This window comes from Providencia sp. PROV201 (genome assembly GCF_028479545.1).
Lineage (GTDB): Bacteria > Pseudomonadota > Gammaproteobacteria > Enterobacterales > Enterobacteriaceae > Providencia > Providencia huaxiensis.
In genome coordinates this window covers 1-26,328 of sequence record NZ_JAMPNW010000009.1, presented here as the reverse complement: position 1 = coordinate 26,328, position 26,328 = coordinate 1, and the positions used below count along the sequence as shown (strand labels likewise).

Here is a 26,328-nt window from a genome sequence, read left to right as displayed (position 1 = left end):
CTTCAACAGGCTACTATCTGAGCCTTTCTATTGTGTTTTACGTAAATTACTTAGCAACTGATAAGTTTTATTTCCAATTTATTGATTCTAAAGCTATAAATATTTAGGATTTTTGACGAGAAATAGAAATTGAATCATCATACATTAGATGGAATACTGCATCTTAGTGCTTTGGTGAGGCCCTGATTTCCCTTAGTCGTTGTAAAGCAGGCAGAGTCAGGCGTTTAATGATAGAATAAACCTAGGTTAGTCAAGAACATCAGTTAGCAAAGAAACAATAATGAGCCAAGAATATACAGAAGATAAACATATCAAATTTAAAAAACTAAGTAGCGGAAGACGGCTATTAGAGGTTATTTTGCTCGCAATATGCTTGAGCGCACTCTTCTTAATGGTGGCTTTATTGAGCTTCAGCCCTTCAGATCCAAGCTGGTCACAAACGACTTGGAATGCCCCTGTGAAAAATTTAGGGGGGAGCGTTGGTTCATGGAGTGCAGATATCCTTTTCTCTGCTTTTGGTATTCTTGCATTTGCAATCCCTCCATTATTGCTTTTAGGGTGTTGGGCGATTTTCCAATATGAAAGTCAACGCCGATATATTGACTTTTTCTCTTTATCATTAAGATTAATTGGTGGGCTAGCGCTTATTTTATCCTCTTGTGGCCTCGCAGCTCTCAATTTTGACGACTTACCTAACTTCGCCTCTGGTGGTGTGATTGGCAGTGTATTTAGTAGTGCAATTATGCCGTGGTTCAACTCATTAGGTGCCACTTTAGCATTACTGTTTTTATGGGCGATAAGCTTTACGCTGTTTACTGGGTGGTCATGGCTTACCATTGCAGAAAAAATTGGTGCAGCCGTCCTTCTCCCGATTACGTTGCTAACAAATCGAGCAAGGGGAGACGATTTAGATGATTATGATTACGATGTTGAAGAAACTGAAGGGGCTTTACAGCGTGCGCAAGAAGCAGAGCACAGAGCCAATGATGACTTAGAACACATTGATGTTGATGATGTTTTATTTTCTGCACCCACAGTGGCTGAATTAGTCACAGAAGTCGACCCAACAACGGTAAAAACGACGAGCGAAGCGATTACAGCGCCAGAAAATCCAATCCCTTCGGTCAATCAAAATGAATTAGAACAAGATCCAGAACCCGCTTTCTCGACAGTGGATGAACCGAGCACATATCATTTTGAAGTACCAGAAGATTACCAACCTAAGCTCGGTGCTGGTTTTGATGCAATATCAGAAACAGCTAATGAGCCGTTAGTTCAATCGTCTGCGTATGTTGCACCAGAAGAACCGATGTTTGGTGTTCATCATAATCAACAAACAGAGCCTCAAAAACACGATAATATCGCTTCTCCAGGGTACTCGAATAATCAGGCAACATCTGTTAATCAAGCGGCGTTTGAACCACAGGCGACATCAGTGTCATCACTTGATCCTTCAAATATAACGCAAAACATTATTCCGTCATCTGTCACTGAAAGGGTTTCTAACCCGGCTGCATTAGCGGCTGCAGGTATTTCAGCCGCGGCACTGGAGCGTCATGCTCAAGTTAAACAAAATATGGAGCCAGAGCTTCCGCGACCTAATCCTGTTCGTTTACCGACGCGTCGTGAATTATATGGCATTCGCATTCCGTCGTTACGTGATGCAGAACTACAACGGCGTGAAGAAGAGGCCTCTAAACGTGAGCAGGTATATCAGCAGTGGTCTGCAAGTGAGTCTGACGAATCTGCAATTGATGATGAAGCGCAACAAGACGAATTATTACGAGCGCAGTTTTTAGAACAGCAACGCGAACGTTATGGTGATGTTGATGAAACTGATTATGAAGCACCGTTAAATAGCGTGCATTCTAATGAAGACCAATTGCAAAATGAGCCAATGGCAGAAAATAAAGCCAGCGCATTTACGCAGCCAGAGATTGAACACCGCTGGGCGTCGGCTTCACAACAATCTAATAATACACATACAATTCCAGAGCCTGAGGAAGTCCCACCAACACTGGATAACAGCTATCAGCCGCAGTTTACGCAAGCGTATTCTTCTCAAGAACAAGAGGACTTTGAGCCTAAGATTGATTTAAGAAAAGAGTTTTCTGTACTGGATAGTTTTACTCCTGTTGATGATTTGGTTGACAATGAGCCTGCAGACCCATTATTTATGCCATCATTTAGCGCGACTTCCGTTCCACCTGCAGTTCCACAAAATAATATTGCAGAAGGGCTTGGCAATTCACCGTCAATAACTCAAACTTTTGCACAGCCACAGCAGCCACAGCAGCCACAGCAGCCACAGCAGCCACAGCAGCCACAGCAGCCACAGCAGCCACAGCAGCCACAGCAGCCACAGCAGCCACAGCAGCCACAGCAGCCACAGCAGGATAGCTTATTCCACCCGTTCTTAGTGCGTAATGACCAACCATTACCAAAGCCAACAACCCCAATGCCGTCTCTTGATTTGCTGGCAAGTCCGCCAGCGCAAGAAGAGCCAGTGGATATGTTCAAACTAGAACAAACAGCAAGGTTGATTGAAGCAAGGCTAAATGATTATCGTGTTAAAGCTGAAGTGGTTGGGTTCTCTCCAGGTCCTGTTATTACTCGGTTTGAACTTGACCTAGCACCGGGAGTAAAAGCAGCACGGATATCAACATTGTCACGTGACCTTGCTCGTTCATTATCAACCGTAGCTGTACGCGTTGTAGAAGTGATACCGGGTAAACCTTATGTGGGCCTTGAACTCCCTAATGAGAAACGGCAAACCGTTTATTTAAGTGAAGTTTTAGATTGCGATGACTTCCGTAAAAATCCGTCACCACTGACAATCGTGCTAGGTAAAGATATTGAAGGCGACCCCGTTGTTGCTGATTTAGCGAAAATGCCGCACTTACTCGTTGCGGGGACAACCGGCTCTGGTAAGTCGGTTGGGGTGAATGCAATGATCCTCAGCATCTTGTATAAAGCGAAACCAGAAGATGTCCGCTTTATCATGATTGACCCGAAAATGCTCGAGTTATCCATTTATGAAGGTATCCCGCACCTATTGACGGAAGTGGTTACTGACATGAAAGATGCAGCGAATGCTTTGCGTTGGTGTGTGAATGAAATGGAACGCCGTTATAAACTGATGTCTGCGTTAGGGGTACGTAACCTCGCGGGGTATAACGAGCGCATCAAAGCGGCAGAAGAAATGGGGCGGCCAATCCCTGATCCACATTGGAAACCCGGTGATAGCATGGATGTCGAACATCCAACGCTGAAAAAAGAGCCTTACATTGTCGTCATGGTTGATGAATTTGCTGACTTAATGATGACGGCAGGTAAAAAAGTGGAAGAGTTAATTGCACGGTTGGCTCAAAAAGCGCGTGCAGCAGGTATTCATTTGGTATTGGCAACTCAGCGGCCATCGGTTGATATCATTACTGGACTAATCAAAGCAAATATTCCAACGCGGATTGCATTTACGGTATCCAGTAAGATTGACTCACGCACGATCCTTGACCAAGGTGGAGCTGAGTCGTTATTAGGTATGGGGGATATGCTGTATTTACCACCAAACTCTTCAATTCCTGTGCGGGTACACGGTGCCTTTGTTCGTGACCAAGAGGTTCATGCTGTTGTGAATGACTGGAAAGCTCGCGGTAAACCACAATATATTGATAGCATCACAACCTGTAGTGATGATAGCGAAGGTGGTGGTTATGATAGCGGAGGTGAAGAGCTCGACCCACTGTTTGACCAAGCAGTTGAGTTTGTTGTTGAGAAACAACGCGTTTCCATTTCTGGGGTTCAACGCCAATTTAGGATTGGTTATAACCGAGCTGCAAGGATTGTCGAGCAAATGGAAATCCAAGGTATTGTCAGTGAGCAAGGGCACAATGGTAACCGTGAAGTTCTGGCTCCTCCGTCAATGGGACATTAATAATTTAGTGTGCTAATTGCTGGTTTAATTTAAGGGGTGTATAAAGACGTAACACCTCTTATGGTAATAATTTTAAGGTCTTTCATCGATGAAAAAAATGATGTTATTGGGTGCGTTAGCCCTAAGTTTACATATTGGCCAAGTATTGGCAGACGCAAGCCAAGACCTTCAAGAACGTTTGAATAAGGTCAATAGCTTCCAAGCTAGCTTCTCGCAGAAGGTGACGAGTCCTGAAGGGGATTTGGTTCAAGAAGGTGTTGGGGACTTATGGCTTGAGCGTCCAAATTTATTTAATTGGAACATGACATCACCGGATGAAAGTGTACTTGTGTCTGATGGAAAAAATTTGTGGTTTTATAACCCGTTTGTCGAGCAAGTGACCGTGACTAATTTAGCGGATGCCACGCAGGATACGCCATTTTTACTGATTACGCGTAACGACCCGAAAGATTGGAAACAGTACTCAATCATTCAGCAGGGAAATACGTTTGATTTAAAACCAAAACAAACTAGTGGAACTTTAAAACGTTTTTCCATTACGGTTTCTCCCGAAGGGACGATTGAGCAGTTTTCAGCGGTTGAGCAAGATGGCCAAACTAGCGCTTATCAATTAAAAGAGCAGAAAAATGGTCGCGTTGATGCAAGTAAATTCAAATTTACAGTACCAAAAGGCGTCACTTTAGATGACCAGCGCTCAAATACCAAATAAGATTGATTAGAGAAAATATTAACCAGCAGTATTCATATTTGCTGGTTAATATATAAGATATTTTAAGAAGTAAAAAAGAGGATATTGTGGGTAACCTGTCTCTTGATTTTTCGCAGAATGAATTTCAACCTTTAGCAGCAAGAATGCGGCCTGAAACCCTTGAGCAATATATTGGGCAAAAGCATTTACTGGCAGAGGGGAAACCGTTGCCACGTGCGATTAAAGCGGGTCATCTGCACTCCATGATTTTATGGGGGCCGCCAGGAACAGGTAAAACAACGCTTGCTGAAATTATTGGTAATTATGCACAAGCCGATATTGAACGTATTTCAGCAGTCACCTCTGGTATTAAAGAAATTCGAGAATCCATTGAAAAAGCTCGGCAAAATCGCAGTGCAGGGCGAAGAACCATTTTATTTGTCGATGAGGTTCATCGTTTTAATAAAAGCCAGCAAGATGCATTTTTACCACACATAGAAGATGGCACGATTACATTTATTGGTGCGACAACAGAAAATCCATCATTTGAATTAAATTCTGCATTGTTATCGCGTGCTAGGGTGTATTTGCTTAAATCCCTTGAAGAAAATGATATTGAACAGGTATTGTTGCAAGCACTAGCTGACACCTCTCGTGGCCTTGGAGGGCAAAATGTTGTTCTGCCTGATAGCACGCGCAAAATGGTTGCTCAGTTGGTTAATGGGGATGCTAGGCGTTCATTAAATCTGCTGGAAATGATGGCGGATATGGCCGAAGCGGATAGCCAAGGGCAGCGTATTTTATCCGCTGATTTATTAAAAGAAGTCAGTGGTGAACGAACAGCAAGGTTTGATAACAAAGGCGACCGTTATTACGACTTAATTTCTGCTTTGCATAAGTCGATTAGAGGCTCAGCACCAGATGCCGCACTGTACTGGTTTGCAAGGATCATCACCGCGGGTGGTGACCCACTGTATGTTGCTCGCCGGCTACTTGCAATTGCATCAGAAGATGTGGGTAATGCGGATCCTCGAGCGATGCAAGTCGCCATTTCAGCTTGGGATTGCTTCACGCGTGTGGGGCCAGCCGAAGGTGAGCGTGCGATTGCCCAAGCCATTGTTTATTTAGCATGTGCGCCGAAAAGTAATGCGGTTTATACCGCCTATAAGGCAGCGATTAAAGATGCGCAAATGCAGCCGGATTACGATGTGCCAGAACATCTTCGAAATGCCCCAACTAAACTATTAAAAGAAATGGGTGCAGGGAAAGAATATCGTTATGCGCATGATGAACCGAACGCATATGCTGCGGGGGAAAACTATTTTCCTGAACCTATGCAAACAACGCGTTATTACTACCCTACGAAGCGGGGTCAAGAAAGCAAGTTTGCTGAAAAACTAGACTGGTTAGCCCAACAGGATCAAATTAGCACCACAAAACGCTATCGCTAAACTGGGCAATGCGGTAAGGTTATATAGCGAAATACTTTACTTTATTTGTTGTGCTGGAATGCACCTCAAAAAGTGTCATTAATTACTAACAATAATCACAGGATAAGCATGCTCGATCCCAATTTACTGCGTACGGAGCTAGACGCGGTTGCTGAAAAACTGGCTCGCAGGGGTTTTACCCTTGATGTGGAAAAGCTGCGTGAATTAGAAGAACGCCGCAAAGTTTTACAAGTTGAAACTGAAACCCTGCAAGCAGACCGTAACTCGCGATCGAAAACTATTGGTGCGGCGAAGGCACGTGGTGAAGATATCGAACCATTACGTCTGGAAGTTAACCAATTAGGCGAAAAATTGGATTCTGCAAAAGCAGAGTTAGATAAGCTGCAACAAGAAATCCGTGATATTGCCTTAAGTATCCCGAATATCCCAGATGACCAAGTGCCTGATGGTAAAGATGATTCTGACAATGTTGAGGTTGCACGTTGGGGCGAGCCTCGTCAGTATGATTTCGAAGTTAAAGACCATGTCAGTCTTGGCGAGTTATCCGGTGGCTTAGACTTCCCAGCTGCGGTAAAACTGACTGGCGCTCGTTTTGTTGTTATGAAAGGGCAAATTGCTCGTATGCACCGTGCATTGGCACAATTCATGCTTGATTTGCATACTGAACAACATGGTTACCAAGAGCTGTATGTTCCGTATTTAGTCAACCATGACACACTGTACGGAACTGGCCAATTACCAAAGTTTGGTGAAGATTTGTTCCATACTAAACCATTGGAAGAGGAAGCGGACAGCAGTACTTATGCGTTGATCCCAACCGCAGAAGTCCCGGTGACTAACTTAGTTCGCGATGAAATTTTAGATGAAGACTCACTTCCTCTGAAAATGACTGCACATACCCCTTGTTTCCGTTCTGAAGCAGGGTCTTATGGCCGTGACACACGCGGTTTGATCCGTATGCATCAGTTCGACAAAGTTGAGTTAGTGCAAATCGTTCATCCAGAAAAATCCATGGATGCATTGGAAGAGCTGACTGGCCATGCCGAAAAAGTATTACAATTACTGAACTTGCCTTATCGTAAAGTGATTTTATGCACTGGTGATATTGGTTTTGGTTCACGTAAAACCTATGACTTAGAAGTGTGGTTACCAGCGCAAAATACGTATCGTGAAATTTCATCTTGTTCCAACATGTGGGACTTCCAAGCGCGTCGTATGCAAGCTCGTTTCCGCGGTAAGAGTGATAAGAAAACACAACTTGTTCATACTCTGAATGGTTCTGGTTTAGCGGTTGGTCGTACATTGGTGGCGATTTTAGAAAACTACCAATTAGCAGATGGCCGTATTGAAGTTCCAGAAGTATTGCGCCCATATATGAAAGGGTTAGAGTTCATCGGTTAATTTCCGTTACTCCTTCAAACATAAAACGCGACTGATGGTAGTCGCGTTTTTTTGTGTAATTTAAAGTGTTTTGGTAAAAACATCCTCAGGCTAAGCCTGATCCCACCTCAATATTTTCCAAATAGCGACATTTAATGTAGGACATTAATCTACGGTAAAGTAAATTTATCGGAGTGATATTGATGGGTGTAATTATTGGTGTTTTCTTATTAGCAGGTATTGTAAAAGGAGTGATTGGACTAGGGTTACCAACAATCGCAATGGGGTTACTCAGTACGTCAATGGAGCCTGTTGCCGCTGCTAGCTTGTTAATTATTCCTTCGTTAATCACGAATATATGGCAATTATTAATTGGTCCACAATTTATGGCGCTAATCAAACGGCTCAGTGGTTTTATTATTGGGGTCATGCTTGGCACATTATTCAGTTTTTTACCTTCTTTAACCTCGGCATCTCGCTGGACACTCCCTGCACTGGGTATCGTACTTATTATTTATGGGATATGGGGTTTAGTGGCTAAAAAAATGCCATCTTCCGAGAAATATGAAACATGGCTTTCCCCTACAGTGGGGTATATCACAGGTGTGATTACGGCTGCTACCGGAGTATTTGTTATTCCAGCTGTTCCATATTTACAAACATTAAAATTAAATAAAGATGAGCTTATTCAGGCTCTAGGGTTAGCATTTACCGCATCAACAGTTGCATTAGCCATTAGATTATCCATTGACCAGCAACAGTATGATATTAATTGGAGTTTATCTGCCTTTGCCTTAATTCCTGCTATTGGTGGAATGTATCTTGGCCAATATTTTCGCCAGATCATTAGTGAAAAGGTATTTCGTCGTTGCTTTTTTATTGGGTTAACAGGATTAGGGATTTACATGGCGGCAAACTTAGCTTTCAGATGACCAGTTAATTAAAAAATGAATAAACTCGTTGGTATAATCAGGTAATTGGCTGAAATCTCGTGCGCAGATAACTAATTTTCGACATGCCCAATCTTCGGTCAATTGCACTATTTTAGTAGTAGAAAGTTGACTACGCTGCGCCGCTTGTTTGGGAATAATAGCAATGCCAATGCCATCATTAACCCCTTGCATTACAGCATCTAGAGTTGGCATGCGTACCCGGTAGTTGAGCCGTTTGCCTTGTTGTTTGGCATTATTATCAATATGTTTTTGTAATGGGTTATCTTCTATCAACCCCACAAATTCAGCATCAATAATATCAGAAAATGGAACACTCTTTTGGCTCGCCCAAAAGCTATCTTTATGGGCAAAAACGACTAATTCATCTGAGCTGAATGGTTGAATATCCAGACCAGTGAGGTCAGTAGAATCTGCGATAATACCAATATCTGCAATTTTATTTTTGATGGCAGTGACGATGTTAGCACTTGGCATTTCCTTCACGGATACAGACATAATGGGGTGTTGTCGTAAATATGTGCTAATACGGGCGGGTAAAAATTCCATTTGGGCAGAAGTATTACAAAGAATATTAATATGCCCACGCAGGTGTTGACTATATTGTCGCAGTTCATCTTGCATTAATTCAATTTGCTGCAAAACTATTTTCGCATGCTCAATAAATACATGGCCTGCATTCGATAATGAAACACCTTTCACTGAACGAATAAATATAACGATGTTTAATTCGTTTTCTAGCCCACGTATTCGTTCACTTGCAGATTGCAGTGTAATATAAGTTAGTTTCGCTCCTTGGGTGATACTTCCTGCATTGGCGACATTAACACACAGTTTTAAATCAGTGATATCGAAATACATGGAAAACAACTCCAATTTATGAAAAGAAGAGGGAAATTATCATTTAAAGGAATATATGTGAATTTTTTCGGGATAGCAAAAAGGAAAGCAAATGCTTTCCTTTTTTTAGAACTAATGATTTAACAAAGTCGTCAAATCATCATATTTTGGTTTATTTTACTTGCGAGAAAAACAGGCTACGGTAGCTGCTGTAATAGCAAACATACATAATTGGCATAGAAACTAATAAACCTAAACCTAATGGAATAACTGAAATTATCATTAAGATAGAGATAACGATAAAGAACAGAATACCTGGCAGGATGTTTTTCTTAACGGCTTGTAAGCTTGCAGAAATTGCAGCACCAACCGTGAAATCATGGTTCATCACTAATGCAGGAGCAAACCAAGTTAAGGCTGTACCCACTAATGCAGCAACGGCCATTATGATGATTGCAAAGAAGAATGTACCTGAAGAGGCAAGGATAGCGGCATCTGATGGCGCACCATATTGGTTGCTTTCCATCAGTAAACCGAACATTGCAGAACCACCGATAATAAATGCGATGATCATACCAACTAAGTTAGCAGCAAAGTTGATTGCGCCTACAGCAAACAACGTACCAAATTTATTTTGGAAGCCTGCAAATAGTAAGCCGATTTCTGCTTGACCTGTTTTACGTTGATTTTCACTGATAGCAATAATACCACCGATAAAAATAGGTGTAATAAATGTAATTAATAAATTTAAGAATGGGATCATTGAAATGATAAAGATCACAGCAAACAGAACAATGTTAATCAAGATCCACATTCCCAGTTTTTCTTTAACGAGAGACCATGATTGGCTGATCCAGTTAACACCTTCGCCTGCATCTACTGCACGCGGTTCTGCGTGAAAAACAAATGTATCAGCTTGCGTTTGCGCATTAATTGTAGGTGCAGGGTTGTTATCTGCACTGAAGTTTTCATTATTCATAATAAAAAAGGAACCTGTTAGTCGTAGTGAATTAGCGATTAATTATTATTAATAAGTTTTTTGAGCTTATACTCATTCTTGTAACTTATCGGCATTAGTATGCAGATAAGTTAGCTTATTATAAAGCAGACTATTCTGGTAAGGTATTTTTGATTAGAATTTTCTTGTATAAAATATTTTCTATCGAACTAAGATAGTTATCTATGCCTTAATGCACTGAATAGAATACGAATATTTAGTATATTTAGTGAAAAAAGCTATTTTGGGTTCTATCAATAAGGTTGAATCGTCAATTAAATAATCACGATTCATAATAATTAAGTAAGATTTTATTTAATTTAAAAGCTAAATAAGTGATATTGGGTAAGCATCTAACGGCTTAATTTCTTTAAGTACAAACATACTTTGCATTTCTTTGATACCTGGTAGCCGGCGAATAACCGTCATAGCAAAGTCGGCATAGGAGTCTAAATCATGGGATACAACCTGTAGTAAAAAGTCAGAATCACCACCAATACTGTAGCAAGCGACGACATTTTCTAGCTCAGTCACTTCTTGTTCAAATTTTTGTGCTTCAGCCTCGCTATCACTATCAATAATGACGCGAACAAAAACCATGACGCCTAAGCCAATCTTTCTACGATTGAGAATGGCGCGATACCCTTGAATAACATTTTCTTCTTCTAATTTTTTAACCCTTCGCCAACAGGGAGAGGCCGACATGCCTACTTTTTCGGCAAGTACTTGGTTAGTTATTCGAGCGTCATCCTGTAGTAACTTCAGTATTTTTATTTCTGTCTTGTCTATTGCCATAAATGGAAAGCTCTACCTTGAAAGTGCTTTTAATGGGATAAATTTACCTAAATCTTAGCGTGTAATGACTGAGTTAGAAAGCCTATTTCTTTCTTTAAATGTCATAATTATTGGGAAATTGAATACACATAAAATAGTAGGGGACAGGAATGATATTTAATCCAGCTGAGCATCGTTGTGCTATCGTCGTTAATCAGGATTTATCTAACGGGTTGGCAATGAATGCCGCTAGTGTGATTGGTGTGAGTTTAGGAAATAAAGTTAATAATATAGTAGGGGAAGATTTGAATAGCACAGATAATATTAATTACCCCGGGGTGATTTATGTGCCATTACCGATTTTAAAATCACCAGAGCAGTATATTAAAGAGATTGAAGTGGCTGCATTAAAGGTAAATGAAATATACGTTATTCCTTTTAGTTTGCTCGCTCAGTCTTGCCGTACTTATGATGAATATCAGCAAAAACTATCTGAGCAGCAATATAAAGATATTCAATTGGCAGGGATCGGCTTGGTGGGAAATAAAAAGGCAGTTACTCAGCTAATTGGCCATTTACCTTTGTTTAGATAGGAATAATAGCAGATAAAGTAGAGGCTCTATAAAGAGCCTCAAATTGGTTAGTACATCACTTTGTGACCATAACTTTCTAGAATACTTTTAACTCGTTCCATCACTTCTTTTGATGGTGGTCTAACGCCATCTAGTTTGTATTCTTCACCCATGGTTTCCCATTTGTGTTTACCGAGTTCGTGGTAGGGCAGTAATTCGATTTTTTCGATATTGCTCATATCTTTGGTAAATTCGCCCAGTAAATGTACTGAATGGTCGTCATCGCTCCAACCTGGCACGACAACATAGCGTACCCAAGTTTTCTGGTTGCGTTTGGCAAGGTAACGAGCAAATTCCAAAGTACGATGATTAGAAACACCTACTAATTTTTGATGAATATCGTCATCGATTTGTTTTAAATCTAACATCACCAAGTCAGTGACATCCATCAGTTCATCAATCACTGGGTCGTAGCGGCGCACGAATCCATTGGTATCAAGGCAAGTATGAATATTCTCTTTTTTACAGGCACGGAACCAGTCACGTACAAATTCAGCTTGTAAGATAGCTTCTCCGCCTGAGGCGGTAACACCTCCGCCAGTCGCATTCATAAAGTGGCGATAGGTTACGGCTTCTTTCATTAATTCTTCAACGGTAACAATGTTGCCACCGTGGGTATCCCAAGTATCGCGGTTATGGCAATACAGGCAGCGCATTAAGCAGCCTTGAAAAAATACAATAAAACGGATCCCAGGGCCATCGACGGTTCCGCATGATTCAAATGAATGAATACGGCCGAGTGTGGTTGGGGTTTCTGTCACATTAGTCGTCGTTATTGTTTTGGTTTTAGTATCATCGATAGACATAGCAGGCACTCCAAAATATCCTTCATACCGCAAAATTTAGAGAAAAATATCGTTGCTGGTATAGATAAAAAGACCCCGTAAAGCGGGGTCTTTAATTTACTTTATTTTAATGAGCTAATTATTACATTGTACTGGTGAAAGTACGAGTAATAACGTCTTGCTGTTGTTCTTTAGTCAGTGAGTTGAAACGTACAGCATAACCAGATACACGGATAGTCAGTTGTGGGTACTTCTCTGGGTTTTCCATTGCATCTAACAGCATTTCACGGTTCATAACGTTAACGTTTAGGTGCTGGCCGCCTTCAATAGACGCTTCGTGGTGGAAGTAACCATCCATCAGACCCGCTAAGTTAGTTTTACGAACGTCGTCATCTTTACCTAATGCATTTGGTACGATAGAGAAAGTATAAGAAATACCATCTTTCGCGTAAGCAAATGGCAGTTTAGCAACAGAAGTCAGTGAAGCTACCGCACCTTTTTGGTCACGACCATGCATTGGGTTTGCACCTGGTCCGAATGGCGCACCTGCACGACGACCATCTGGTGTATTACCTGTTTTCTTACCATACACAACGTTAGATGTGATGGTCAGGATTGACTGAGTTGGTACCGCGTTACGGTAAGTAGGCAGTTTCTGAATTTTCTTCATGAAACGTTCAACTAAGTCACACGCGATATCATCTACACGAGAGTCGTTGTTACCAAATTGTGGATATTCACCTTCGATTTCGAAGTCGATAGCGATACCGTCTTCATCACGAATTGGTTTAACTTTCGCATATTTGATTGCAGACAGTGAGTCAGCAGCAACAGATAGACCCGCGATACCACAAGCCATGGTGCGGTAAACATCACGGTCATGTAGTGCCATCAGTGAAGCTTCATAGCTATATTTGTCATGCATAAAGTGGATGCAGTTCAGTGCAGTGACGTACTGAGTTGCTAACCAGTCCATGAAGTGGTCCATTTGGTTCATCACAGTATCGAAATCTAAGACTTCATCCATGATTGGCGCATGTTTAGGACCTACTTGCATTTTCAGTTTTTCATCAACACCACCGTTGATGGTATACAGCATGGTTTTCGCTAAGTTTGCGCGAGCACCGAAGAACTGCATTTGTTTACCAACAATCATTGGGCTAACACAGCATGCAATTGCGTAGTCATCGTTATCGAAATCTGGACGCATCAAGTCATCGTTTTCATACTGAACTGATGAGGTATCGATAGACACTTTCGCCGCGAATTTTTTGAAATTCATTGGCAGTTTTTCTGACCACAGGATAGTCATGTTTGGCTCAGGAGATGGGCCCATGGTATACAGTGTGTTCAGGAAACGGAATGTGCTTTTCGTTACCAGAGTACGACCATCAAGGCCCATACCCGCTAATGATTCAGTTGCCCAGATTGGGTCACCAGAGAACAGCTCATCGTATTCAGGCGTACGTAAGAAACGTACCATACGCAGTTTCATGACTAAGTGGTCAATCAGTTCTTGCGCTTGTTGTTCGGTGATTTTACCTGCTTCTAAGTCACGTTGGATATACACGTCTAAGAAGGTAGATACACGACCAAATGACATTGCAGCACCGTTTTGTGATTTAACAGCGGCTAAGTAACCGAAGTAAGTCCACTGTACTGCTTCTTGTGCGTTTGTTGCTGGTGCAGAAATATCGTAACCGTATTTTGCAGCCATTTCTTTCATTTGACCCAATGCACGGTGCTGTTCAGCAATTTCTTCGCGCAGTTGGATAGTCATTTGTAAGTCTTCACCTTTTTCTAATCTTTCTTGCAAAGAGGTGAATTGGTTAAATTTGTCTTTCATCAGGAAATCAATACCGTACAGTGCAACACGACGGTAGTCACCGATGATACGACCACGACCATATGCATCAGGCAGACCCGTTAAGATACCTGATTTACGGCATTTTAAGATGTCTGGCGTGTAAACGTCGAAAACACCTTGGTTGTGAGTTTTACGGTATTCAGTGAAGATTTTTTTGATTTCTGGATCTAAAGTACGGTCGTATGCTTTACATGAGCCTTCAACCATTTTGATACCACCGAACGGGATAAGACCACGTTTCAGAGGTGCATCAGTTTGTAAACCAACGATTGTTTCTAATTCTTTAGTAATATAACCAGCATCATGGGAAGTGATGGTTGATGCGACATCTGTGTCAAAATCAACTGGCGCATGAGTGCGGTTTTCGATTTTGATCCCTTCCATGACTTTATCCCACAACTTGTCAGTTGCTGGAGTAGAGCCTGCTAAGAAAGATTCATCACCTTCATATGGAGTGTAGTTTTTCTGGATGAAGTCACGTACATCGACGTTGTCCTGCCAGTTACCTTGGTTAAAACCTTGCCATGCTAAAGCGAATTTTTCATTTAACTCGGACATGATACTTTTACCTTTTAACAATGGATCTTTTAGGGATCTTAATAAATCTTTTCGTGTGTGTCAGTGGCTATTAGTGTTTTTGGCCACTACGTAAATGCATAAACCAATAAATGAGGCCGACTAAAATCGCGCCGCCAATAATATTCCCGATAGTGACTGGAATTAAGTTATCTGTAATAAAATTACCAACCGTTAGATGTGAAAATTGGTCTGGAGACATATTTATTTGAGACCAATATTCAGCAGGAGCGAACTCTTTAATCATAATGCCTAACGGGATCATGAACATGTTTGCGATACTATGCTCAAAACCGCTCGCCACAAACATCGCGACAGGTAAAACTAAAACGACCAGTTTATCAGTTAAACTACGGCCGGAGTAACTCATCCAAACCGCAAGGCAAACCATTAAATTTGCTAAAATTCCTAATGCAACAGCTTCAATAAAGGTATGGTGTAATTTATGGCTGGTGGTTTGTAATACATTTAACCCCCATTGGCCATTGGCTGCGGTGTATTGCCCTGCAAACCAAATTAGTGCAACAAAGAATAACGCACCAATTAAGTTACCAATATAGACATTAAACCAGTTGCGGAACATTTGCCCCCAAGTAATTCTACCTGTGGCTTTTGAGACGATAGTGAGTACGGTGGAGGTGAAAAGGTCTGCGCCACATACAACCACTAACATCAGACCTAAGGAGAAACAAATCCCGCCAATAAGTTTAGTGAAACCATAAGGCGCTTCAGCTGCCCCAGTTGTTGCTGTGATATAGAATACAAACGCAATAGAGATAAAAATACCGGCAGTGAATGCTGACAAGTAAGTAATTGCAGGATGTTTATTTGCCTTATAAACAGAGGCATCATCCGCGACTTGCGCCATTACAGCTGGTGGCAATAAATTAAAAGGGTTGTCAGCTTTCATACCAACACTCTCTTACAAAGTTGATTAATTATAGCACGCAATAATAGTAACAAAGGGGATAAATGGGAAATTTGATATGGATCATGAACTCGCTAGAGAGAGAGGTAAAAATGGTTAATGCAATGTTAAAATCAAGCGTAACCTAATGAAATTAATGATAAAAATATTTTTTAAAATTTATTAAAAATTTTTATAAAGTCAATTTTAAGCATCAGAATAAGTAAAAATATACGCGTAAATGTTAACTATTTAACATGAATATGATCCCTTTGGCATAAAATTTAACTTATGTTTGCATAATACCCTATTTAATTAGGGGGGATCCCGATATATCTTTCTTAGCTAAACTGTCTTTTTGCAATATTTATCTAACAATTATGCAAATAATAAAAGATTCATATAAATTAATCTATGAATTAAAGTGATATGTCTTAATGAAGTAATCCGTTTTTATCGTTATGGCTAGGTATAAAACTCAATATTTTCCAGTGTATTCAGTTCTTGCTCGATGCGTTCACGGCTCGTTAATAGTATTTTGATGACTTGATCGATTTTTTGCTCATTGATACGGAAAGTGGGGATAGACACGCTAATTGCTGCTATGATTTTATCCCGCTGACGTAACGCGACAGCATAACAGGTTGTCTCTTCATTTATTTCTTTATTATCAATTGCATAGCTGTTTTTTCTGACGTCATCAAGTTGCTGGCGTAGTTCCGCTAGAGTTTGCACACTGTATTGAGTTAAAGGGGTAAAACCCGAAGGGTAAAGCTGGGAAATTTGCTGGTCACTGTAATTGAAAATCATGGCCTTACCCAGTGCAGAATATATAGCAGGTAAGCGAGTACCAATATTAGAGATTAATTGAACTTTTTGCGCTGATTGAACTTTATCAATGTATAGCACATCAGCACCATCTAAAATCCCCATTTGGCACACTTCATTGCATTCATCTACGATATGTACCATTTCCCGATGAACCATTTTGAGCCAATAGGATTTTTCGAAAAATGAGCGGGAAAGGAGCGAGCAGGCGATACCTAAATAATATAGTTGGCTATTGTCATCATAATTAATATATCGATGTTCAACCAACGTTTTTAAGATAGGATAAATCGTCCCCTTTAAGATTTGTGTTTTATCAGAAAGTTGTGTCAAAGAAAGCCCGGTATTTTCAGCCGATAAAACTTGCAGTATTTCTAATACCCGAATTGTCGGCATGTGCCCCGTAGACATTAAACTACCTCCCTGATTAATTTTGTCGCTATTCTAGGTTTAAAATACCACTATGTAAATCATCTCAGAAATACCTTTAGTCTCAATTGGTCATTCTTAATGATGGGTAAAGTCATCCAAAAGGCGTGAGCTTGCTCAAAATTTAGTAATAAAAAAAACAACTCCCAGCCAGTTTAATGGCTATTTTCTCACTTTAAATTCCTTTTTAATCAAATTGTTATGTTTGGACTATATATGGATTGAATGAATTTGACTCAATCAGTAATTCATGATTTCTTGTTGTTTGTTTTTATTTGTGAATGCAGTTTGTATATATGAACAATAATCAGCAAGGAGATTATCGGTATGGAAAGTCGTTATATCACGCCAGTAGTGACCATTTTTGATGACAAAGGTCGAGTGGATACAGAACAAAACATACGTGTTTATGACTCATTGAAAGGCAAGGTCTCTGGTTTTGTCACTATGGGCAGCACGGGGGAATTTTTTGCGCTCAATATGCAAAGCTCAAAAACATTAATCGACCTATGTGGTCGTTATCCAAAGGAGGAAATGCGTGTTTATGCAGGGGCAAGCCGCCTTGATGTGCAAGAGTCGATTGAATTAGCTAACTACGCATACGAAAAAGGAATTGATGGAGTGATGATTATCAGTCCATATTATTTTCCGTTGGATGATGAAGGTGTTTTTCGTTTTTACAGTACGATAGCAGCAAAAACATCTGCTAACATTTTCATTTATAACTTTCCTGAACGAACAGGTTATTCTGTCTCTCCAGATGTTTGCCTACGTTTAGCGGATAAATACCCCAATATCATCGGGTTGAAAGATACCATTCCTGATACGACTCATACTGCCCAAGTAATTGAAACGGTGAAATCACGCTTGCCTCATTTTGAGGTATACGCAGGTTACGATAATAACTTTGCTCATGTGGTGCTATCGGGAGGAAATGGTTGTATTGGTGGGCTTTCAAATATTGTTCCGCAATTTTTCGCATCATGGATGCAGGCGTTTACCCAAGGTGATTTAGCGTTAATAGCGAAACACCAACAACGAGTAGACCAATTGATGGCTATATATGGTGTCAATGCGCCATTTATCCCAACCTTTAAAAAAGCGTTGCAACTAAAAGGTGTGATTAATTCAGACTATTGTACAGCTCCATTTATTGGGTTGAACAATAAACAGGTTGAGCAACTTCAGCAGTTATTAACCCTTGCTGATTCACCACTCTGACTTTTCCTGAATCAAACACAATAGAACATCTTATCAACAGGGAAAAATATCATGGCGACAATCAAAGCTTATAACAATCCTGTTTTAAATTCTGCGATAGCTAAATCGTGGAAACGTTTAGTACCTCTGATGTTTATTTTATATTTTGTTGCATTCATTGACCGGGTCAATGTGGGTTTTGCTAAAGATGCAATGCAAGTCGACATTGGTTTGTCTGATTCTGCGTTTGCTTTTGGTGCAGGTATTTTCTTTGCGGCATATGCGCTGTTTGGTATTCCCGCTAACTTAATTTTAAACAAAATTGGCGCACAAAAATGGCTGAGTATTACCACGGTAATCTGGGGCGTTCTGTCTGCAATGACAGGTTTTGTCACCAATGAGACGCAATTTATTATTTTACGCTTCTTATTGGGGTTGGGCGAAGCCGGGTTTTATCCAGGTATTCTATTATTAGCTTCCATTTATTTCCCCAACAATGTACGCGGCTCTGTAATTGGGATCTTCGTTTTAGGCGTACCTTTGGCGTTGACGCTGGGCTCACCATTATCAGGCGCATTACTGGAATTGCATGGCTGGTTAGGTCGGCCGGGTTGGTTCTGGATGTTTGTTATTGAAGGCCTTCCTGCTGTTGTGATTGGTATTTTTGCTTTCTTTTATTTGGATGACAGCCCTGAAAAAGCGCGTTTTTTAACTGAAGAAGAGAAAAAGGCCCTAATAGAACAATTAGCAAAAGAAAATGCAAAAACGGAAACCACATCGGTATCATCCGCACTGAAAAATATCAAAGTTTGGCACCTTGCACTGATTTACGGCACGATCCAAATTTCAGTATATGGTTTGATGTTCTTTCTGCCTTCCCAAGTTGCATCCTTAATGGGAGAAAGTTTAGGCTTTAAACAATCATTAGTTGCTGCAATACCTTGGGCTTGTTCTGCATTTGGGGTGTATTACATTCCTCGTTTTGCCGACCGCCATCCAACCCGTCGCATCGAAATCTCAGTTTTGTGTATGTTAGCTGCCGCATTAGGCTTGGCATTGTCAGCATTTGCTAGCCCTGTTTTTGCTATTGCGGCGTTATGTTTAAGCGCGGTTGGCTTTTTATCCGTTCAACCAGTATTTTGGACGTTTCCACCTCAGTTATTAAGCGGCCCTGCATTAGCGGCAGGAATTGGTTTCTGTACCACTATGGGGGCATTTTGTTCATTCCTCGCACCAATAATTCGTGTTGAAGTCGATAAAATGATGAATAGCAATACCGCAGGTATCGTGACATTAGCGGTGATCACCGTCGGTTGTGCCATCTTAATCGCATTACTTAAAAAAAACGCCCACAACAATAACATAAAGGCTTTGTCATCCCATTAATGGCATGCTTTCTGGAAGGTGAGATATGCAAAAAATATTAAGAATCGATGAGAGCGACAACCTAATTGTTGCCTTAAAAGACCTGCAAGCAGGAGAGGCTTATCGCTGGGGAAATGAAGACGTGACCCTAGTGACAGATGTTAAAGCAAAACATAAGTTTGCGATGGAAGCGATACCTATTGATGGCATTGTTTCGATGTATGGCACCGCAGTAGGAAAAGCCACAAAGCCAATCGCAAAAGGAGAAGTTATCACCGTTGATAATATTCGCCATTACGCAGTCCCAGTTTCTTTAGAACAAGACGTACCATATGAGTGGAAAGCCCCTGATGTGTCTGCATATCAAGGGCGCACGTTTAAAGGCTATGTCCGTGAGGATGGGCGAGTGGGAACCGCAAATTACTGGCTGATCTTTCCATTAGTATTTTGTGAAAACCGCAATGTAACAAAACTTACTGATGCCTTAAATGAAGCATTAGGCTATACCAATAATAGTTTGAAAAACTTTGCATTAGATTTAACTGTGGGTGAGCAAGGGGGCGTCGCAAAACCTAAATTATTCCCACATATAGAAGGCGTGCGCTGCATTACGGTCACGAGTGGTTGCGGTGGCGCGACCTCTGACAGTAAGACCATGTGTGATGTGCTTGCTGCCTATGCGGATCACCCCAATGTCATCGGTATTACCGTCTTCAGTTTGGGCTGTGAAAAAGCACAGCGCAAAATGTTTAAAGAGTCACTCACCGCTCGTAACCCCAATTTTGCTAAACCTGCACTTTACTTCCGCCAGCAAGAATGGAATAGCGAAGAAGAAATGATGCAAACCGCTTTGAAGCAAACTTATGAATGCATGAAGGCTGTCATACCGCAATCACGTATGGATGTTCCGTTGTCCCATTTAAAACTCGGTGTGAAATGTGGTGCTTCTGACGGTTTTTCTGGGATTTCGGGTAATCCAGCGATGGGGCTAGTCTCTGATTGGCTCGTCACGTTGGGGGGCGCATCTGGGTTAGCTGAATTCCCTGAATTGTGTGGTGCAGAAGGGGATATGGTGAAGCGATGCATCTCTTTTGAGGATAAGAAAAAATTCTTAGACTTGATGGAATGTTATGAAAAAACAGCGAATTTCTTTAATACTACGATTGCTGATAATCCGAGTCCCGGCAATGTTGCGGACGGATTAATAACCGACGCGATTAAATCGACGGGAGCGGCTAAAAAGGGTGGAACCTCACCAATTAGTGCGGTATGCGACTATGCGGAGCCAATGCCAGACAGCGGGTTATCATTAGTTTGCACGCCGGGTAATGATGTTGATGCGGTCACTGGCCTTGTTGCTGCAGGCTGCAATGTGGTTATTTTTTCAACAGGCCTCGGAACTCCCACAGGGAACCCGATTGTGCCAGTTTTAAAAATATCGACCAATAGCGCAATTGCAACACGTTTGTCAGACATGATTGATTATGATTGTGGGCCAATTATTGATGGGGTTCCATTACCTACAATAAGTAAAGGGTTATTTGAACGGGTGATTGAAACGGCAAGTGGTGACTATCAGGTCCAAGCGGATCGGCTAGAGCAGTTTGATTTCTTATTATGGAAACGTTCATTGGATTTATAATTAATATAAACCAATAAAATGTAAAAATGTTGACGGGGTGATCTCCCCGTCAACGAATCAATTCACATTATGCATTGTCACGCTTTGCTTTTTGCAGTTTTTCATAAGCTGCCAGCAAGGCTTGGTGCGCAGGAAGTGTTTTCAGTTCTTCGTCAATCGACCACAAACCATAAAAGCATGCTTCCCCAGCGATAGCAGCGGATGCCGCATCTACTGCTTCTTGCCCATACATACGTACAAATGCGTTGTAGTATTGCGCAGGGTCACGCTCTTCTTCTTGGGATAACAACAACAGGGTTTGCAAGCAACGATAATAATTTGCCCGCTCAGCAGTAAATACCGAACTATTGAAGTCTTGCGTCCATTCAACCCAAGCCAGTGCTTGCTCAAGATCACCACCCGCCAGTGCCAACATAGATTTTAGCTCGCCAATGCGCAGGTTACTCCACCCATTGTCTTTACCTACAGCCAAACCGAGTAATTCACGAACACGGGTAAAATCATCTAAACCGTCATCATCTAGTTGCTCGATAAGGGCAAGATAATCTTGTTTTTCCCATTGGCTATCAGGCAGGTTGATAATGGTGTCGCGTAAATAAGCGCCCATCGCGTTATTTGCGATATGTAAATCTTCTACTGGGTAAATATCAGACATACCCGGGACTAAAATACGGCAAGCGTAGACACCCAAATGGTTATAATCTGCAATATAGACTTCAGCATCTAATGTATTGAAAATACTGATAAGTGTTGCAAATTCCTCTTGAGTTGTGCCTTTAAAGCTCCAATCTGCAAAGGCATAATCGGCATCATCTTTAAACAAATCCCAGCTAATTAAACCGCTTGAATCAATAAAGTGTGTTTCAAGGTTTGTGTGTTCAGCCACTTCCTCGTCATCAAAGGTCGGCGCATTAAACACATCGAGGTCTTTTAAGCCACGGCCTTGCAGCAATTCGGTGACGGTACGCTCAAGGGCAACACCAAAGTCAGGATGAGCACCAAATGAGGCAAAACAAGTCCCGTTCTGTGGGTTAAATAATACCACACAAATTACAGGGTATTGGCCGCCCAGTGATGCGTCATAACAGAAAATTGGAAAACCTTCTTTTTCTAAGGTTTCAACGGCTTCAACTACTGCAGGGTAGCGTGCCATGACGTCAGCAGGGATAGCCGGTAAGCTAATACTTTCAGCAATGATTTTATTTTTTACAAAGCGTTCAAAGACTTCGGAAAGGCCTTGTACACGGGCTTCGTTGGCGGTATTTCCCGCAGACATTCCGTTAGAAACATATAGGTTGCCAACGATATTCATTGGAATGTACACGGTTTGGTTGTCTGATTGGCGGGTAAATGGCAGAGCGCAGATACCACGTTCTTCATTGCCGGACTGTAAGTCAATTAATTGGCTAGCGGCTAAGGCGTTGTCGGGGTCATAAAACTTAATCAAACGATTGTCTAATAGCCCTTCAGGTAAACTGTCATCTTCGGTTAATGGGAACCATTTTTCATTAGGATAATGAACAAAATCCCCTTCAGCGATAGATTTACCGAGGTAAAAGTCCGCAAAGAAGTAATTCGTTGATAAACGCTCAAAATACTCACCAAGCGCTGAGGCTAATGCGGCTTTTTTGCTCGCCCCTTTACCATTAGTGAAGCAAAGCGGGCACGCTTTATCGCGAATATGTACAGACCAAACGTTGGGAACAGGGTTTAACCAAGAGGCTTCTTCAATATCAAACCCTAATTTCTTTAATTTGGTTTGAAATGCATCGATGGAATCTTCAAGAGCGGCATCTTTGCCGGGAATAAAAGTTTGGCTCATTGTCAGTCACTTGTGAATAGAGTGTTTCAAACGGCCTATGATACGGATTTTTGTCGTAAGCCTCACGCTTTTTATTTATTCACAGATAAATCATCTTAAAATTCATTATTTATCCTAAAATAATTGTATAGGTCACATAAAATTCAGCATAATTCCACATAATAACTGAAGTTTATTAATGAAAGGAAAATAGGATGAAAAACAGAAATAAAGCGCTTTTAGCGACATTGGTTTCACTGTTTGCCGTATCTGCTATCGCTCAACCGAATATTACGGTATTGGCGACAGGGGGAACGATAGCAGGTGGCGGTGATTCAGCCACATCTTCCAGTTATCAAGCGGGTAAAGTCGGGATTGATGCTTTAATTAATGCCGTGCCAGAAACCAAAAAAATTGCCAATTTAAGTGGTGAGCAGTTGGTGAATATTGGTTCACAAGATATGAATGACCAAGTCTGGCTGACACTGGCGAAAAAAATTAACCAAGATTGCGATAAAACAGATGGTTTTGTAATCACTCATGGTACTGATACTTTAGAAGAAACGGCATTTTTCCTTGATTTAACCACGCAATGTAAAAAGCCAATTGTCTTGGTTGGTGCAATGCGTCCTTCAACAGCTTTGGGCGCTGATGGTCCTTTGAACCTGTATAATGCAGTAGTTTTAGCGACGGATAAGTCTGCTGGAGAGCGTGGTGTTTTGATGGCAATGAACGATAAAGTCGTGCAAGGCCGTAATGTGATGAAAATGAGCACCACTGAAGTACAGGCATTTGATGCCGTTAATAGTGGGGCAGAAGGTTTTATTCATGATGGTAAAGTCACCTATTTCCAAGCACCACAACCACGTGGTGACAAAGCGGCATTTGATGTAAGCAAACTCGAAAAGCTCCCTGCGGTAGGTATCGTTTATAATTATGCGAATGCATCAGCAGCTCCTGTGAAAGCCTTGAGAGAAGAAGGGGTTGAAGGAATTGTAAGCGCAGGTGTGGGTAACGGTAATATGTATAAAGTGGTATTTGACGCTTTAGCAAAAGCAGCGAAAGAAGACGTGGTTGTCGTTCGTTCAAGCCGTGTACCAACAGGTTATACAACAAGAAATGCTGAAGTAGATGACAATTTATATGGTTTTGTAGCTTCAGAAAGGTTGAACCCGCAAAAAGCGCGTGTATTGCTGCAATTAGCCTTAACCCAGACTAAAGATCCCCAGCAAATTCAGGCATTATTTGAAAAATATTAATTATCAAAACAAGTGTTAATTCAATACAGCGGGGTGCAGTAGCCTGTACCCCGTTAGTTTTATTGTTGCTAAGAAATTTCATATTTATGTATGTTATTTTTCAGCATAACAACATTTATCCTAAGCATTTCACTCAATATCTGATTTTTTTTAAGACAATTAGGTCAATGTGGTGATAGAAATTAGAGAATTCTTATCAAACAGCAAAAATTAAGGTCCAAAGGGTTAATTTACAGATTTTATCTTAAGCCCCACCGAATGTGTTTCTCTTCATTATTTTTCATATTTATCAATATATTAAATTTTATTTTTAGTAAGGTCATCACCGGTGATAATGGCAGTTAATTAAAATTAATGTGCCGTTGATCATATTTTGGCAACAAAGCCTGTATCTGTGTTGATAATTCGCGTTGCAAAAAATAGGCTAAATACATCGCAAGAGGCATAACTCATTGTGAATATTTAGATTTAAATGGAAAGTTAAATCGTATTTCGGCCGAAAAATAAAATTAAAAAATATTAGAGGAATACAAGAATGGTTAATAAAAATGTCAATACTGGCAGGAAATTGCTCGTCTTAAAAATTGCAATAGCGATGCTTCCTATTGGTTACCAGCCAATTATGCATGCGGAGCAATTTCTTGAAGATTCAAAACTTACTGGTGGCCTTTACTACTGGCAACGAGATCGTTCACGTAAGGATTTAGACCCAAATAGCGATAAATATAAAAAATATGCGGATAATCTTAAACACTCAACGTTTAATGCCAGCCTAGATTTCTCATCCGGCTACTTCCAGGACATCATTGGGCTTGATTTAGCCGGTTTTACAGCTATTGAGCTATCAAATAGTGGGCCTGCTGCGCCAAATGAAATCGGCTTTAGTGATGCGAAATCACGTTGGGATGAAAAATGGACAGGGGATCGCAGTGGTGTGACTTTTTATAAGGCTGCTGCAAAATTGAAATATGGCCCTTTCTGGGGGAGAGGCGGCTATATTCAGCCAACGGGGCAAACGCTTTTAGCATCCCATTGGAGTTATATGCCTGGAACATACCGCGGATTAGAGCTGGGTGGGGTGTTTGATTTTGAGCAAAATGGTGAACTCAGCATGTCTTATATGTGGACCGACCGCTATAAAGCGCCTTGGTACCGTAGTATGTATGACTTTCGTGAAGCGGATGGTAAAACTGGGATCAGCTATTTACACTCAATTGGCTTTAAATATGACTTTAAAAACAATCTAGTCCTTGAAGGTGCATATGGGCAAGCTAAAAGTTATATGGATCAATATTTTGCCAAGGTTTCCTATGCTACTCCTGTTGTAGGCCGTGACTTACGTATGTCTTATCAATTTTATGGAGCAAAAGACAAGGTTTCAGACGGCGGAGTTAACGATGTTTATGACGGTTTAGCTTGGTTGCAAGCGATGACATTAGGTTACACCTACGATGAATTTGATTTTAAAGTTGAGGGAACCTATGTAAAAGCTAAAGGCAATCAAGGTTATTTCCTACAGCGTATGACCCCTGGCTGGGCAACATCAAATGGCCGTATGGATATTTGGTGGGATGGCCGTTCAGACTGGAATGCTAATAATGAAAAAGCAGTAATGGCAGGTGTCATGTATGATTTAAAAAATTGGGATTTAGCCGGATGGAAGGTCGGAACCTCATATATTTATGGATGGGATGCAAAACCAAGTACGAATAGCCAATATGCTCAAGATGTACGTTTGAAAGAAAGTGCATGGAACTTTGATATTTTATATACCGTACAGTCAGGTAGAGCGAAAGATACGTTGTTTAAACTGCATTTTACCAAATATGATAACCATACAGATATTCCGAGCTATGGCGGTGGTTACGGAAATATCTTCCAAGATGAAAAAGATATTAAATTTATGGTGATGATGCCATTTACTGTATTTTAAAGTATAAAACATTTTAGTCACAATGACTGCTATAGGGGAAACCATGGCAGTCATTAAAGGGTATTACCTTATATTTTTAATAATGAATGT

19 protein-coding genes are annotated in these 26,328 nt (G+C 40.9%); 11 read left to right on the top strand and 8 right to left on the bottom strand.

All coding sequences use genetic code 11. The features are described from left to right. Positions 1-280 precede the first annotated feature (280 nt). From PR809_RS09295 to PR809_RS09275, 5 genes are all read left to right on the top strand, one after another. Complete coding sequence (locus PR809_RS09295) at positions 281-3,934, top strand: DNA translocase FtsK 4TM domain-containing protein (protein WP_272524513.1); 3,654 nt, start codon at positions 281-283, stop codon at positions 3,932-3,934. 88 nt (positions 3,935-4,022) lie between these two features. Continuing rightward, entirely contained in the window at positions 4,023-4,643 is a 621-nt protein-coding gene (gene lolA / locus PR809_RS09290; protein WP_102138454.1) for an outer membrane lipoprotein chaperone LolA, read from the top strand. A gap of 86 nt (positions 4,644-4,729) precedes the next feature. Further along, on the top strand, positions 4,730-6,073 hold the full coding sequence (locus PR809_RS09285) for a replication-associated recombination protein A (protein ID WP_102138455.1): 1,344 nt from the start codon (positions 4,730-4,732) through the stop codon (positions 6,071-6,073). A 108-nt stretch (positions 6,074-6,181) separates the two neighbouring features. After that, positions 6,182-7,474 carry a serine--tRNA ligase gene (gene serS / locus PR809_RS09280; RefSeq protein WP_004256329.1) on the top strand — a complete coding sequence of 431 codons (1,293 nt, stop codon included), beginning with the start codon at positions 6,182-6,184 and terminating at the stop codon, positions 7,472-7,474. Between the two features lie 182 nt (positions 7,475-7,656). Beyond that, positions 7,657-8,385, top strand: coding sequence for a sulfite exporter TauE/SafE family protein (locus PR809_RS09275; RefSeq protein WP_102138456.1), 729 nt, complete (start codon positions 7,657-7,659; stop codon positions 8,383-8,385). Here PR809_RS09275 and PR809_RS09270 read toward each other — a convergent pair. From PR809_RS09270 to PR809_RS09260, 3 genes are all read right to left on the bottom strand, one after another. After that, a complete protein-coding gene (locus PR809_RS09270; RefSeq protein ID WP_206276148.1) occupies positions 8,371-9,264 on the bottom strand; it encodes a LysR substrate-binding domain-containing protein in 894 nt (297 codons plus the stop codon). The two genes, PR809_RS09275 and PR809_RS09270, sit on opposite strands and share 15 nt — an antisense overlap. 151 nt (positions 9,265-9,415) lie before the next feature. Further along, positions 9,416-10,222 (bottom strand): BPSS1780 family membrane protein, encoded by an 807-nt coding sequence (locus tag PR809_RS09265; protein WP_102138458.1) that lies wholly within the window; start codon positions 10,220-10,222, stop codon positions 9,416-9,418. 345 nt (positions 10,223-10,567) lie between these two features. Further along, positions 10,568-11,035, bottom strand: coding sequence for an Lrp/AsnC family transcriptional regulator (locus tag PR809_RS09260; RefSeq protein ID WP_166184659.1), 468 nt, complete (start codon positions 11,033-11,035; stop codon positions 10,568-10,570). A 149-nt stretch (positions 11,036-11,184) separates the two neighbouring features. Between PR809_RS09260 and PR809_RS09255 the strand changes: the two genes are divergently transcribed. Beyond that, positions 11,185-11,607: a DUF2000 domain-containing protein gene (locus PR809_RS09255; RefSeq protein WP_102138460.1), complete on the top strand. Its 423-nt coding sequence runs from the start codon at positions 11,185-11,187 to the stop codon at positions 11,605-11,607. Positions 11,608-11,654: 47 nt separating this feature from the next. On the opposite strand, the gene pflA is transcribed toward PR809_RS09255, so the two are convergent. The 4 genes from pflA to PR809_RS09235 form a co-directional block, all read right to left on the bottom strand. Continuing rightward, positions 11,655-12,452, bottom strand: a complete 798-nt coding sequence (gene pflA, locus PR809_RS09250; RefSeq protein WP_241098635.1) for a pyruvate formate lyase 1-activating protein — start codon at positions 12,450-12,452, stop codon at positions 11,655-11,657. A gap of 121 nt (positions 12,453-12,573) precedes the next feature. Beyond that, positions 12,574-14,856, bottom strand: a complete 2,283-nt coding sequence (gene pflB, locus PR809_RS09245) for a formate C-acetyltransferase (protein WP_102138461.1) — start codon at positions 14,854-14,856, stop codon at positions 12,574-12,576. Between the two features lie 70 nt (positions 14,857-14,926). Beyond that, the gene (focA, locus tag PR809_RS09240; RefSeq protein ID WP_166184656.1) at positions 14,927-15,784 is read right to left on the bottom strand and encodes a formate transporter FocA; all 858 of its coding nucleotides are present in this window, start codon (positions 15,782-15,784) and stop codon (positions 14,927-14,929) included. A gap of 462 nt (positions 15,785-16,246) precedes the next feature. Then, positions 16,247-17,020, bottom strand: a complete 774-nt coding sequence (locus PR809_RS09235) for an IclR family transcriptional regulator (RefSeq protein ID WP_102138463.1) — start codon at positions 17,018-17,020, stop codon at positions 16,247-16,249. A gap of 345 nt (positions 17,021-17,365) precedes the next feature. Here PR809_RS09235 and PR809_RS09230 point away from each other — a divergent pair, with 345 nt between their 5' ends. From PR809_RS09230 to PR809_RS09220, 3 genes are read left to right on the top strand one after another with little or no spacing between them, the layout of a single operon-like run. Then, complete coding sequence (locus PR809_RS09230; protein ID WP_166184650.1) at positions 17,366-18,259, top strand: dihydrodipicolinate synthase family protein; 894 nt, start codon at positions 17,366-17,368, stop codon at positions 18,257-18,259. A gap of 51 nt (positions 18,260-18,310) precedes the next feature. Beyond that, positions 18,311-19,624, top strand: a complete 1,314-nt coding sequence (locus tag PR809_RS09225; protein WP_102138465.1) for an MFS transporter — start codon at positions 18,311-18,313, stop codon at positions 19,622-19,624. Positions 19,625-19,649: 25 nt separating this feature from the next. Next, complete coding sequence (locus PR809_RS09220; protein WP_206276908.1) at positions 19,650-21,245, top strand: UxaA family hydrolase; 1,596 nt, start codon at positions 19,650-19,652, stop codon at positions 21,243-21,245. Between the two features lie 67 nt (positions 21,246-21,312). Here the strand turns inward: PR809_RS09220 and ycaO are convergent, their stop codons facing one another. Continuing rightward, the gene (gene ycaO, locus PR809_RS09215) at positions 21,313-23,067 is read right to left on the bottom strand and encodes a 30S ribosomal protein S12 methylthiotransferase accessory factor YcaO (protein WP_206276909.1); all 1,755 of its coding nucleotides are present in this window, start codon (positions 23,065-23,067) and stop codon (positions 21,313-21,315) included. A 194-nt stretch (positions 23,068-23,261) separates the two neighbouring features. Here ycaO and ansB point away from each other — a divergent pair, with 194 nt between their 5' ends. Together ansB and chiP are read left to right on the top strand one after the other, a co-directional pair. Next, on the top strand, positions 23,262-24,305 hold the full coding sequence (gene ansB / locus PR809_RS09210; RefSeq protein ID WP_206276910.1) for an L-asparaginase 2: 1,044 nt from the start codon (positions 23,262-23,264) through the stop codon (positions 24,303-24,305). A gap of 535 nt (positions 24,306-24,840) precedes the next feature. Further along, positions 24,841-26,238 (top strand): chitoporin ChiP, encoded by a 1,398-nt coding sequence (gene chiP / locus PR809_RS09205; protein ID WP_102138469.1) that lies wholly within the window; start codon positions 24,841-24,843, stop codon positions 26,236-26,238. Positions 26,239-26,328: the final 90 nt, after the last annotated feature.

What these genes read in the sequence shown, in the direction of transcription:
- PR809_RS09235 (WP_102138463.1), bottom strand. Translation starts at nt 17,020, where the DNA reads ATGTCTACGGGGCACATGCCGACAATTCGGGTATTAGAAATACTGCAA.
- ansB (WP_206276910.1), top strand. Translation starts at nt 23,262, where the DNA reads ATGAAAAACAGAAATAAAGCGCTTTTAGCGACATTGGTTTCACTGTTT.
- PR809_RS09255 (WP_102138460.1), top strand. Translation starts at nt 11,185, where the DNA reads ATGATATTTAATCCAGCTGAGCATCGTTGTGCTATCGTCGTTAATCAG.
- PR809_RS09275 (WP_102138456.1), top strand. Translation starts at nt 7,657, where the DNA reads ATGGGTGTAATTATTGGTGTTTTCTTATTAGCAGGTATTGTAAAAGGA.
- ycaO (WP_206276909.1), bottom strand. Translation starts at nt 23,067, where the DNA reads ATGAGCCAAACTTTTATTCCCGGCAAAGATGCCGCTCTTGAAGATTCC.
- PR809_RS09220 (WP_206276908.1), top strand. Translation starts at nt 19,650, where the DNA reads ATGCAAAAAATATTAAGAATCGATGAGAGCGACAACCTAATTGTTGCC.
- focA (WP_166184656.1), bottom strand. Translation starts at nt 15,784, where the DNA reads ATGAAAGCTGACAACCCTTTTAATTTATTGCCACCAGCTGTAATGGCG.
- PR809_RS09225 (WP_102138465.1), top strand. Translation starts at nt 18,311, where the DNA reads ATGGCGACAATCAAAGCTTATAACAATCCTGTTTTAAATTCTGCGATA.
- chiP (WP_102138469.1), top strand. Translation starts at nt 24,841, where the DNA reads ATGGTTAATAAAAATGTCAATACTGGCAGGAAATTGCTCGTCTTAAAA.
- lolA (WP_102138454.1), top strand. Translation starts at nt 4,023, where the DNA reads ATGAAAAAAATGATGTTATTGGGTGCGTTAGCCCTAAGTTTACATATT.
- serS (WP_004256329.1), top strand. Translation starts at nt 6,182, where the DNA reads ATGCTCGATCCCAATTTACTGCGTACGGAGCTAGACGCGGTTGCTGAA.
- PR809_RS09265 (WP_102138458.1), bottom strand. Translation starts at nt 10,222, where the DNA reads ATGAATAATGAAAACTTCAGTGCAGATAACAACCCTGCACCTACAATT.
- PR809_RS09270 (WP_206276148.1), bottom strand. Translation starts at nt 9,264, where the DNA reads ATGTATTTCGATATCACTGATTTAAAACTGTGTGTTAATGTCGCCAAT.
- PR809_RS09260 (WP_166184659.1), bottom strand. Translation starts at nt 11,035, where the DNA reads ATGGCAATAGACAAGACAGAAATAAAAATACTGAAGTTACTACAGGAT.
- PR809_RS09230 (WP_166184650.1), top strand. Translation starts at nt 17,366, where the DNA reads ATGGAAAGTCGTTATATCACGCCAGTAGTGACCATTTTTGATGACAAA.
- PR809_RS09295 (WP_272524513.1), top strand. Translation starts at nt 281, where the DNA reads ATGAGCCAAGAATATACAGAAGATAAACATATCAAATTTAAAAAACTA.
- pflB (WP_102138461.1), bottom strand. Translation starts at nt 14,856, where the DNA reads ATGTCCGAGTTAAATGAAAAATTCGCTTTAGCATGGCAAGGTTTTAAC.
- pflA (WP_241098635.1), bottom strand. Translation starts at nt 12,452, where the DNA reads ATGTCTATCGATGATACTAAAACCAAAACAATAACGACGACTAATGTG.